This is a genomic window from Neisseria sp., from assembly GCF_030523955.1.
Taxonomy (GTDB): domain Bacteria; phylum Pseudomonadota; class Gammaproteobacteria; order Burkholderiales; family Neisseriaceae; genus Neisseria.
The window spans coordinates 1-12555 of sequence record NZ_JAUNHL010000070.1 but is presented as its reverse complement, the minus strand read 5'-3'; the positions used below and the strand labels follow the sequence as shown (position 1 = coordinate 12555).

Here is a 12555-nt window from a genome sequence, read left to right as displayed (position 1 = left end):
TTTTCCGAAATTTGATTGGATTTATATGGTCTTCCATGTATAGCTGTACGGCTCCATTGATGTTGGGTAATTTAATTTTGTTAACTAGAATGTAGGGGATAGTTTATGGCTAATACGATTAACTCACTAAGAAATATGGTTTTGTCATTTTATACGGTTGCCGCTAAATATACAGATGCGGACAACACTGCTCAAGATATCATCCAATATGTACTCAGGGATGAAGATTTTTTAAACTCAATAGAAGATGGATATTTTGCTTCATTGGACCGAAACGGGAAGAAAATTGTTAATGATGACAGGATAATCAATGGCTTATTGTTTGCTAATGTTGGATTAGATATTATTGAATTACGCGTAGCCGGAATGGGGCTAGCTGTTATTGATTCTGCCCAAATAAGTGTTAATTATGAAATTATGAGACTGGCCACAGTCAGAAGTGTTGAGCTTTGGAATGAGGGTAAACCTGATGATGCCATTTCAATGATGTTCACTGCCCTCGGTGGCAGTATCGGCGTGGTAGCTCAGTTCTTGCCTTCTAGGGCAGAACAAATAGTATCGTTCCTTGCCAGCGGAATGAGTGTTGCAGGTTATATCGCGGAAAACGGATACGATTGGTTGCAACCTATGTTGTTTGCCAAGGATATTAATGATGAAGCTGTTGATCAGCTTCTTCAAGGCATTAGCTTATCCAATCCAAATATGATCGGAACGTTTGAAACCTTCGATGGTTGGGTTGCCACTTACGGTGTTCCCCAGGTATTGACTTGGATTAAATCTGCATTGGAAAACAAACACCTGACGGTGGAAGATTTATCTTCTTATGCCGCGGATGGTTATGACAGTCTGCTCATGGAAATTGTTGCATCGGTAAAAAACAAAACCGTGGGAATGGTGATCTTGTCGTCTCATCAAGAAACGATGAAATTGCTGGCTAACCAAGACACAAAACAGGCGACTATTGCGGCATTAGAAAATTTGATCCCTTTTGGTATTGCCGGTCATCTGGATCAAGTACCTCAGCGGGAAGAATATAGTGACAGCAAATGGCTGGAAGCCCGATCTTTATTTACTCAACTGCATTTATCCCAATATACGATTTTGGGTGATCCCAATGGGGTAAGTGGGATGGATCCGCATGCTCTGGACGAGCTGCAAAAGGCTTTACAGACATTTATGTCAAGTAAAGGGATAGATGGCGGAACTGTAGAGTTTGAGGATACTGCCATTTTAAGCAAGAATATTTTCATGCATTTAGACAATAATCGTACCGGGGTGTCTAAAATCGTTTTCGGTGGTGATATAGCAGACAATTTAACAGGCGGTGCAAAGAAAGATTTGTTTTTTGCCGGTGCCGGCAACGATACGCTGAACGGCGGCGAAGGCAACGATTATCTGGAAGGCGGCAAAGACAACGATACCTATCTGATCGAAGACGAAGATACGGTGTTGGATGCCGATGCACAAGGCAAAATCATCTTTGCCAAAGATAATCTGCAAGCCACCACTTTTGTCAGCAACAACGGGATTCCCGGAATCTGGTACAGCACTCAAAAAGAAAGCGGCAGTGATGTATCTTCTCTAAGAGCCATCCGTTCCGAGCAGGATCTGATTGTTGCCCATATCAACGGCAAGGATTCCGTTACCATCAAAGACTTTTTTGAAACTGCTTCAGACAACGGAACGGGCGGTTTAACCGCATTGGGTATTGATTTGGATGTAGCCGCCAAAGGTGCGCAAGATCCTGTTCGCTACGTATCCGGTGCGACGAACCGTTACAACCTGATTTATGCCTCTACTCCGCTTTATACGCAGGTGCGCGGCGGCGACTTGGATGATATGCTGTTTGGAAACGGCTCCGGTGGCGTACATGCCGATTTGGGCAGCGGCAACGACCGTGTCTTCGGCAGTTTCTTGGCCGACTACATAAACGGCGGCGATGGCAACGATATTCTGAACGGCAGCCAATTCATTCCGGCCAACAGCAATAGAAGTGCAGAAGAGATGGCGCGGGATACCGATATCATTATCGGCGGTGCCGGCCGCGATTTGATCAACGGCATGGCCGGCGACGACGTTATCCATACCGGATTAAAGAACGAACATCTGTATACCGCCGGCAGCAACGGGCGCGGCGATTGGGCTTTGGGCGGGCTGGGCAATGATGCGCTGTTCGGCAGCACTGAGCGGGATTTGCTCATGGGCGGCGCCGATAGCGATACCGTTTATGGCGGTGCGGGAGATGATGTTATTCTGGGCGACGGCGGCATTCGTTTTGGCAACCGTACGCTTAGCGAATCAGGCACACCGCCCGATATTGACATTCAATATAACCGGTTGGGATTGGGGCAATGGCAGCCGACTGTTACCCATATTCCGGGAACGGCCGTAGCCGTCGAACACACGGTATTGGCTGACCAAATCGCCCCTCAAACCAAGGGGCTGTATTCGTTCGCTAAGACACATCCGGATAACGACCTTTGGACGCTGGAAATCAATCGTGAAGCCGAGGATTATACTTTAACCACCAAAGTCCCACTTAACGAAAACGATCACCGGGTGGCGGTAGGCGGTAGCGGGGATTTCCTGTATGGCGGCGAAGGCGATGACTTGATGATCGGACAAGACGGTTCGGATTATCTCTATGGCGGCGCGGGAGAAGACATCCTCTATGGCGACGATAACCGTGAAGACATTGCCGATTACGGCAATGACTACCTGAACGGCGGCAGCGGCAATGACCGTTTGTATGGCGGCAAAGGTAACGATACCTTGACTGGCGGTTCCGGCTCGGATTACTTGTTCGGCGGCGAAGGCAACGATAGCTATCGGTTCGACAGCAAAGACTTACAAAATGCGGCCGATGAAAACGTAATCCAAGATTCGGATGGCAAAGGCAGTATCGTGATTGACGGCAGCCCGTTAGAACAATACGAGTGGATTGCGGTGGGCGGCGAAGGATCCGTTGCCAACCGCTGGCAGGCACCGGGTATCGGATTGCAACTGACTCGGGCCGGTAATGATTTGGAACTGACCGCAGAAAGATTCGCAGCCAAGATCGTGGTGCGGAATTTCAGCCAAGCCCAATTCGGTTTGAACCTGCCCGCCGCTTTTACCGCACAAGAGCCGCAAACACCGGATACTCCGGTTGTGCCGAATGTTCCCACAACGCCGGATAACCCGGATGTACCGACTGATCCGACCAATCCGGGCGAGCCCACTACGCCACAGGTTACCAACCAAGCACCGGTAGCGACCGGCTCCTTTGCCGCCCAAAAACTCACGGCGGGTGAAGAGTGGTGGTATGCCCTGCCGGATAACCGTTTCAGCGATGCCGACGACGACCGCTTGGCTTACAGTGTAACCCTGGCCGACGGCAGTCCTTTGCCCGATTGGCTCCGCTTCGATCCGAACCGCCTCACCTTAACCGGCACTCCGGCCGCGGTAAGCGAAATGCAATTGAATATCAGCGTATCCGATGGTAAAGGCGGCACGGCTGTCAGCCCCTTGCAGTTGAATATCGTCGCCGCAGGCCGCTATCAGCGCCCGGACAGTACCTTGAGCGGTACCGATATTGGAGAAACCTTGCACGGATCGGACCATCGCGAAGACTTGAACGGCTACGGCGGCAACGACGTTATTTACGGCTACGGCGGTAATGACGTGATCAACGGCGGCGCGGGCAATGATTATCTGGAAGGCGGAGACGGTGCCGATACTTATGTCTTCTCAGAAGAATGGGGACAGGATACGGTGGCGGCGGTAAACGGTGAAGACCATATGTATTTCAAAGATACTGTTTTGTCGCAAATCAGCTTTAGCCGTGAAGGCGCTGATTTGTTGATGGGCAAAACAGGAACTTCGGATCAGATTCGCATCATTAACCAATTCGGCAGCGCAACAGCCCATGATGCCTTGGGTATCGTGAACTGGGAGTTTGCCGACGGGCAGATCCTGAAAGCCGCAGATGTCTACGCCCTCACCGAAGCAGCCGACACCGCCGCACAAACCAACGGTTTGCTTAATGCAATGGCGGCTTTCGGCAGCAACGAGGCGGTAAGCGATTCGGCCATCGTACCGGCTGATAACCGCACCAATACCCTACTGAGCGCAACGGCGGCGTAAAGCCCAATCAACTTGTATTGAATCAACCCCGAGCGGAAATCATTCCGCCCGGGGTTTTGTTTGGGGTAGAAAAATTCAGACAGGCATTTGGGGAGGATTAAACCGAGAGAATGCCTGTCTGAAATTAGCCGCCGGCAGCCATTCGGTTTGCGACAAATCGCCGGCAGCCGCATAGCGATGCAAAATATCGGCGGGATTGGCGGAAATACCGTGATAGTGGGCAAGCAGAATCAGTGCGGAAAGTACCACTGGTGGTGATGAGTGAGTATCAGACAGATTTATAGGGTATTTATACAGTTATTATAACTTTATATTAATTAAGGAACTTGTATAAAACGGATTGCCCTATTATCTTTCCATGCCGCTTGCTTCAAGCCTGGCTATAAGATTTATTTGGGATTTTTCGCAAAAACCAATCAGTCGGAAACAATAAACTAAGCTTCGGAATAATGGCGCAATATCAAAAAATGGATTACGTTGTTTTAGCAGAAGCTAGCTATGCAGATTTTTCAATTCCACATGAAGTCATTAATAAATGAATACGCGTTTATTGAAGACAAGGCTACGGAAGCATTGTCAATATAGGCAAATGCGTCAGAACTTGGGCCAATACAGCGAAGCTCAGATTCGAGCGCTCACCGACAAAATCAGCCTTCGCTCCAGAAAATGTTTAGGGTGGAAATGTGCTTGTGAGGCACTGTTTCGAAAAACGTTGCACTTAGTTTAGACGATTCAAGGTCTGTCTGAAAAAAGTAGTGTGGCAAGACATTTTTCCCGTTACCCGCCGGTCTTTCATGCTCTTAACATTTATCGCAACAGTGTCGCCAATGAGATACAAATATTCCAATCAAAGCATCCTCCCAATAATAAAGCAGCTTTACCAATTCCAAGCAAATAGCAAACACATTATCGGCAAAGACGTCGATATTTTTTTACTTTAAAAATAATCAATTAATTTACAAAATCATTTTTTTTTCATCTCTCTATACAATCAAAAAAAGCCTATACTTCCTAATAGCCAAACTTGCTAGGCTAGAGTGACATCAGTAAATTTAAGCAAGATAATGCAAGTTGCTTAGAACTTCATCTATAATACGCCGGCTAGATTAAGCTTTTTGCTTTTAATAATTTTAATAAAATATTTTTTGGAAAACTTACTCCAATAATCTGTTCTATCGGATAAATATCTAAACTATCCTTGTTTATCCTTAATATTCAGTAACTCAAGAACAGATTCTCGGGCGTCATTCAGATTGGTTTGGATATAAATGAGTGCAGGTTTACTTCGTGTTTTGGTTCAAAGCCAAGTCCTCAGCCATGAACAGTCGGCTGTCTATCAGGAAGCATTAAAACAAAACAAAGATATTGTTCCCATGTTATTTGAGAACAATATCATTTCGCCTGAAGCTCTGGCCGAATTGTTGGCCCGAGTGTTCAGCTATCCTCTTTTAGATCTAAGCTACTATCCGCGAAGCAATGTGCTTACCGACTTTCTTTCGGAAGAAGCCATGTTGCAAAACCATTGCCTCCCCATCTTCCGGCGCGGCAATAAAGTGTTCCTCGCCGTTGCTGATCCAACGCAAATTCAGGTTTATCAAAAAATCTCGTTTACCTCCGGCATGGCTATCGATCTGGTTGTCGTACGACACGACCAGCTCTCTACCATTCTGGAATGGCAAAACCAGCGCTCCACCTCCATTTTGAAAGAAATGAGCTTGGAGCAAGATTCCGGTGCCCCGGCACAGTCTTTGTATATTGATAACGAAGAAGCTGAAGACGGCCCCATTCCCCGATTTATCCATAAAACCCTGTCTGATGCGCTTAATGCCGGTGCCTCCGATATCCATTTCGAATTTTACGAACAAGTAGCACGTGTACGATTCCGCGTAGACGGCCATTTGCGCGAAGTGGTACAACCACCATTGTCAGTACGTAGCCAGCTAGCATCCCGTATCAAAGTTATGGCACGGCTGGATATTTCCGAGAAACGCGTTCCTCAAGACGGTCGCATCCAAATCGCCTTTTCCAAGCATGGTCGCCCTATTGACTTCCGTGTCAGCACACTGCCCACGCTGTTTGGCGAAAAAGTCGTGATGCGTATTCTGAATTCAGATGCCAGTACGCTCAATATAGACCAGCTCGGATTCGAACCTTTCCAGAAAAAAATGCTGCTGGAGGCCATCCACCGTCCTTACGGTATGGTTTTGGTAACCGGCCCCACGGGCTCAGGCAAAACCGTTTCCTTATACACCTGTCTGAACATTTTAAATACCGAGAACGTTAACATTTCCACCGCAGAAGATCCGGCCGAAATTAACCTTCCAGGCATCAACCAGGTAAATGTTAACGACAAACAAGGACTGACTTTTGCTTCAGCGTTGAAAGCTTTCCTGCGCCAAGATCCGGATATCATCATGGTAGGTGAGATCCGTGACTTGGAAACTGCCGATATCGCCATTAAAGCCTCGCAAACCGGCCATATGGTCTTCTCTACACTACACACCAACAACGCCCCCGCCACACTGTCTCGCTTGCTGAATATGGGGGTTGCACCATTCAATATTGCAAGCTCAGTCAGCCTGATCATGGCTCAGCGCCTGTTGCGCCGTTTATGTTCCTGCAAGGCACCGACCGAACGTCCGCCAGTTGAAGTTCTCAAACAGGCTGGCTTTACCGATGAAGATTTAGCTAAAGACTGGCAATTATACCGCCCCGTTGGCTGCGACCGCTGCCGCGGCAAAGGCTTCAAAGGCCGTCTAGGCGTTTATGAAGTCATGCCTATTACCGAGGAAATGCAGCGCATCATCATGGAAGGTGGTAACGAAGTAGATATTCTGAAAATGGCTTATGATGAAGGTATGGTCGACTTACGTCGCGCCGGCTTATTGAAAGTGATGAATGGCTTAACTTCATTGGAAGAAGTACTTGCAGGCACCAACGATTAATCAATTTTTTATTCATATAACGATATAGCACTAACATAACATTAGGGTAAAAACATGGCTACAAAATCAAGCAGCTTCGGAGGTCGCGGTAAAGACAAGGGTAAACGCTTTACCTTCGAAGGCAAAAACACACTCACCGATCAAATCGTTCGCGGCGAAGTCGTTGCCAAAGACGAAGAGGATGCCCGCAAAAAGCTGCAACGCCGCAGCATTAAACCGCTCCGAATCAGCAAAGTAAAAAGCACACGCAAACGCAAAATCACCCAAGAAGATATCACTGTTTTCACACGCCAGTTGGCCACCATGATGAAAGCGGGATTACCATTGATGCAGGCCTTTGAAATCGTAGCTCGTGGCCACTCCAATCCCTCTATGACCCAACTGCTGATGCAAGTTAGAGCCGATGTAGAACAAGGTAGCTCTATGGCCTCCGCTTTTAGCAAACATCCCAAATACTTCGACCGCTTTTATTGCAACTTAATCGGTGCCGGCGAAGCGGGCGGCGTACTCGAATCTTTGCTTGATAAATTGGCTCTGTACAAAGAAAAAACCCAAGCCATCAAGAAAAAAGTGAAAAGTGCTCTGACCTACCCGATTTCGATTGTGGTAGTCGCCATTGCTTTGATTATGGTAATGATGATGTTCGTATTGCCCGCTTTTAAAGAAGTATACGAAGGTATGGGGGCAGAATTACCTGGTTTGACACAAATCATGATGGCGGTTTCCGATTTCTTCGTGAAATGGGGTTGGTTGATGATTATCGCAATGATCGGTGGGGTAGTGGCCTTTGTTAAAATTCATGCAAAATCACCCAAACTGCAACGCCGTGTTGATGCTTGGCTGTTGCGTGCGCCGATCTTCGGTGCCATTGTTCGCAAAGCGACCATTGCCCGCTGGGCACGGACTACTTCCAGTCTATTTGCTGCCGGCGTACCGTTGGTAGAAGCGTTGGATTCGGTAGCAGGCGCTTCCGGCAACATTCTTTATGAAGAAGCCACACACGACATTCGCGCTAAAGTAAATCAGGGTTTATCGCTGACTTCCAGTATGCAGAGTACCGAATTATTTCCTAATATGGTTCTGCAAATGACTTCTATCGGTGAGGAATCCGGTTCTCTGGATGACATGTTAAATAAAGCAGCAGAATTTTATGAAGATGAAGTTGATAATGCAGTTGCCCAACTTTCCTCATTAATGGAACCCATTATTATGGTGGTACTTGGCTCAATCATCGGTGTAATTCTGGTGGCGATGTATCTGCCTCTCTTCAACTTGGGTAACGTAGTAGGCTGATGAGCATGTCAATTCAGGGCTTATATGCACCGTTTGCCGTCCCGCTGGCCTTGATTTTCGGCTTGCTGGTCGGCAGCTTTCTCAATGTAGTGATTTACCGTATTCCAGTAATGATGGAAAAAGGCTGGACACTATTTGCCAAAAGCCACTTAGATATTCCCTTAACCGAGGAAGATCAAGCCGTTTTCAATCTGTCTCATCCGGATTCGCGTTGCCCCAAATGCGGCACTGGTGTGAAGCCTTGGCAAAATATTCCAGTTATCAGCTATCTTTTGCTACGTGGCAAATGCGCCGGTTGTCATACACCCATCAGCTTGCGCTATCCTATGGTCGAGATGCTCACGGCTATAATGTTCGGAGCTGTTGCTTGGCAATACGGTTGGTCTTGGTTGACCTTGGGCGGCGTGATTTTTACTGCCTTTTTGATTGCCCTTACCTTTATCGATGCAGATACCCAATATTTACCCGACCAACTTACCCTCCCCCTAGTATGGCTGGGCTTGATTTATAACTTTAACGGAGCCTTTGTTTCCCTACAACAAGCGGTTGTTGGTACCATTTGTGGCTATATGAGCTTATGGCTGTTGAATTTTGTTCACAAAAAGCTGCGCGGATTCGATGGCATGGGCGGTGGCGACTTCAAACTACTTGCTGCTCTTGGCGCATGGTTGGGCGCCGGAGTGTTACCAATTGTAGTTTTTTCCGCTGCATTTGTCGGCATTGCCGCCGCTTTAATTATGAAAGTAGCCAAAAGCCAACCGATTGCTTTTGGTCCTTGTTTAGCGATTGCCGGCTGGCTGGTCTTTATAGCCAACGATCAAGTTAAAGCCGGATTGAATCTCTGGCTCAATTCAGCGGGATTATTATGACAATATGGATAGGCTTAACCGGCGGTATTGGCAGTGGTAAATCTCAAGTAGCAGCCATATTTGCCGGTTTTAACGTCCCCATAATTGATACCGATGCCATTAGCCGGTCATTAACCGCGGAAAACGGCCAAGCTCTTCCGGCTATTTATGATGCTTTCGGCGCAGAAGTATTCGAAACCCCGAAAAGACTGAATCGTGCGGTTTTACGTGAATGCATATTCAACAATGCCTGTCTGAAAACCCGTTTGGAACAAATTATGCTGCCTCTGATTCGTTCCTACAGCCGTCAAATGATGAACCAATATCAACAAGCCGCTTTCGGCATTATCGAAGTTCCACTGTTAATTGAAAAAAAAGCCTTCCAAAAATTGGTTCATCGCATATTGGTAGTCGACAGCGCTGAGTCTTTGCGTATTGAACGGGTAAAACAACGCAGCGGTTTGGATGAACCCGAAATCAAACGCATCATGGCCAACCAAGCATCCCGTAGCGAGCGCTGGCGAGCTGCTGACGACATCTTATTGAACGATGGCAGCCTACAAGAGTTACAAGCTAAAGTCGGCCGGTTGCATAGATACTATACCGCAGTATTTAGACCAAACCATTAATTCCCTTTTCCTTACTTATAATCTTCTTAGCTGTAGTTTATAAAAAGCCACCCTTCCCGATCCTACCGCAAGTCGCAAACTGTTAAAATTTTCCATTTTTTGGTTATCAAAATCCTTCGTTTATACACAGAAAACCCTCTTCACCTACGCTGGCCTCCCCATGCCTGTCTGAAAGCCTGTTTGCACAATCCGCAAAGTAGGCTACAATCCCCGTTACCCTCAATTTTGACGTTGCATACAAAGGTTCCATTATGTTACAAGGCAGCTTGGTCGCCCTTATTACCCCCATGCACGAAGACGGCAGTATCGACTTTGAGCAATTGAACAATCTCATTGACTGGCATATTGAGAGCGGTACCGCCGCTATTGTTGCCGTCGGCACTACCGGCGAAAGCGCCACCTTACCGGTCGATGAACATTTAGCTGTTATCGAAGCAACCATCAAGCACGTCAACAAACGCATTCCCGTTATCGCCGGCACCGGTGCCAACAATACCGCAGAAGCCGTAGAGCTTTCCAAAGCTGCCGAAGCGCTCGGTGCAGATGCCACCTTATCGGTCGTTCCCTATTACAACAAACCCTCGCAAGAAGGTATTTACCAGCATTTCCGCACAATTGCCGAACGTACTTCGATTCCTATGATTCTCTATAATGTACCCGGCCGTACCGTAGTCAACATGACCAACGATACCATTTTGCGCCTTGCCGAAATTCCGAATATCATCGGCGTAAAAGAAGCCAGTGGCGATATTGCCCGTGAAATCGATTTGATTAACCGTGCACCGGAAGACTTTGCCGTTTATTCTGGCGACGATCCAACCGGTATGGCCTTTATGTTTTGCGGCGGTGACGGTGTAATCAGCGTAGCAGCCAATGTAGCACCCCAACTGTTTGCCGAAATGTGTAATGCTTCCCTAGCAGGCAATTTATCCGAAGCCCGCGCGCTAAACCGCCAACTGATTCCGCTCTACGACGTGATGTTCTGCGAACCCAGTCCCGCCGCGCCTAAATGGGCATGTAGCGTCTTAGGGAAATGCGGCCCGACCGTACGTCTGCCTATCGTTGAACTGAGTGAAGCCAGTCAGGTCAAAGTGCGTGACGCCCTTATCGCATCAAAAATGATTTAACCCCAACAGGAGTCTGTATGAACCGCATGAAACCGGCCGTGTTGGCCATTGCCATTCTCGGCCTGGCCGCCTGTTCCAGCAGCAAAGAGCAACCTCAGCTCGATTACCAAACCCAAAACCGTAAAATCGTTAATCTGGAAGTTCCTCCTGATTTAACCAACCCCAATCAAGGTAATCTTTATCAAGTTCCTGCCGGCAGCGGATCAGTGCGCGCCAGCGACTTGCAACGTCGGAATAATCAACAACCTGCCGCTAATTCTGCGGTATTACAAGACATCCGTGGTGTACATTTACAACGCGAAGGTAATCAGCGCTGGCTGGTTGTTTCTGGTAAACAGCCTGCGGAATTATGGCCCCTGCTGAAAGCTTTCTGGCAAGAAAATGGTTTCACCATCAACTCCGAAGAGCCTGCTATCGGTCAGATGGAAACCGAATGGGCAGAAAACCGTGCCAAAATCCCACAAGACGGCTTGCGTAACCTGTTTGAAAAAGTCGGCCTCGGCGGTGTTTATTCCACCAGTGAACGTGATAAATTTACTGCCCGCATGGAGCGCGGTCAAAATGGCGACGTAAATATTTTCTTTGTTCACAAAGGCATGAAAGAAGTATATGCAGATAAGAATAAAGACACCACCATGTGGGAGCCACGCCCCAATGATCCGAATCTGGAAGCCGCTTTTTTAGGTCGCTTTATGCAGTATCTCGGAGCGGATGAACAACAAGTACAACAGGAACTCAAACAAAACACTGCTTCCAATACCACCAGTCAACTGGCCAGAGTGGAAGGCGGCAGTCTGTTGCTTGCCGGTGATTACAACCGCAACTGGCAGCGTACCGGTATGGCCTTAGAACGCATCGGTTTGAACGTATTGGGCCAAAATGCCGAAAAACACGCTTATCTTGTTCAAATTGCCCCGAATGAAGCGAGTGGCAGAGAGAAAAAACCAGGTTTCTTCAGCCGCATGCTGGGCAGGAAAAATACCGAAACCACGATTACAACACAACCTGAGTTGATTGTATTTGTTGAGCCAATCAGTAATGGTGCACGCATTCAGTTGCTCAACAAAGACGGCAGCCGTTACCAAGGTCAAGACGCATCTACCCTATTGGAACGCTTATACGCAGAATTGCGTTAATCATCCGTCCTTCTTCTCTTATCATCCCGCCATTCGGCGGGTTTTTCCATGCCTTAGCAACTGTGTTGCTGACTGACGAATAGGTAACACAGTTGCTAGACCTTTGTAAAAACTATCTAAATTTATTTAGGCCGAGACCTTTGCGAAATACCAGCTACACCATCCAAACGGTTACCTGAACAATTAAGTATAGTGGATTTAAAATAAAACTCCGAGATTGGAGCGCGGACGTCCCCGTCCGCAAAATATCCAGAATCATACATAAAAAGCGGACGAAAACGTCCGCGCTCCACCGGAAATTTTATTTGAATCGACTATATAACCTTTTTTCATTTTCAGACGTGTTTCTCGTCCATATTTCCCCCCAATTAGCCCCTTTATCGGGGTGCCCATTGCACCTTTTCAGGCAGCAGCAGGCACACGAAGCCTGTTGGCTGCCTTTAGCAGGTTCA

At 47.5% G+C, this 12555-nt stretch carries 8 protein-coding genes; 7 read left to right on the top strand and 1 reads right to left on the bottom strand.

What is annotated here, in order from left to right; translation table 11 throughout:
• Window positions 1-483: 483 nt before the first annotated feature.
• The gene (locus tag Q4C79_RS11795) at window positions 484-4125 is read left to right on the top strand and encodes a putative Ig domain-containing protein (protein ID WP_303091218.1); all 3642 of its coding nucleotides are present in this window, start codon (window positions 484-486) and stop codon (window positions 4123-4125) included.
• A gap of 75 nt (window positions 4126-4200) precedes the next feature.
• Here the strand turns inward: Q4C79_RS11795 and Q4C79_RS11790 are convergent, their stop codons facing one another.
• Window positions 4201-4374 (bottom strand): hypothetical protein, encoded by a 174-nt coding sequence (locus tag Q4C79_RS11790; RefSeq protein WP_303091217.1) that lies wholly within the window; start codon window positions 4372-4374, stop codon window positions 4201-4203.
• A gap of 1019 nt (window positions 4375-5393) precedes the next feature.
• Here Q4C79_RS11790 and pilB point away from each other — a divergent pair.
• The 6 genes from pilB (at window position 5394) to bamC (ending at window position 12103) form a co-directional block, all read left to right on the top strand.
• Window positions 5394-7070, top strand: coding sequence for a type IV-A pilus assembly ATPase PilB (pilB, locus tag Q4C79_RS11785; RefSeq protein ID WP_303091216.1), 1677 nt, complete (start codon window positions 5394-5396; stop codon window positions 7068-7070).
• A gap of 54 nt (window positions 7071-7124) precedes the next feature.
• The gene (locus tag Q4C79_RS11780; RefSeq protein ID WP_303091215.1) at window positions 7125-8363 is read left to right on the top strand and encodes a type II secretion system F family protein; all 1239 of its coding nucleotides are present in this window, start codon (window positions 7125-7127) and stop codon (window positions 8361-8363) included.
• A gap of 5 nt (window positions 8364-8368) precedes the next feature.
• Window positions 8369-9232 carry an A24 family peptidase gene (locus tag Q4C79_RS11775; protein ID WP_303091219.1) on the top strand — a complete coding sequence of 288 codons (864 nt, stop codon included), beginning with the start codon at window positions 8369-8371 and terminating at the stop codon, window positions 9230-9232.
• Window positions 9229-9840, top strand: coding sequence for a dephospho-CoA kinase (gene coaE / locus Q4C79_RS11770; RefSeq protein WP_303091214.1), 612 nt, complete (start codon window positions 9229-9231; stop codon window positions 9838-9840). Before Q4C79_RS11775 ends, coaE begins: the two co-directional genes overlap by 4 nt.
• Window positions 9841-10091: 251 nt before the next feature.
• A complete protein-coding gene (gene dapA / locus Q4C79_RS11765) occupies window positions 10092-10967 on the top strand; it encodes a 4-hydroxy-tetrahydrodipicolinate synthase (protein ID WP_303091213.1) in 876 nt (291 codons plus the stop codon).
• Window positions 10968-10984: 17 nt separating this feature from the next.
• The gene (gene bamC / locus Q4C79_RS11760; RefSeq protein WP_303091212.1) at window positions 10985-12103 is read left to right on the top strand and encodes an outer membrane protein assembly factor BamC; all 1119 of its coding nucleotides are present in this window, start codon (window positions 10985-10987) and stop codon (window positions 12101-12103) included.
• Window positions 12104-12555 lie beyond the last annotated feature (452 nt).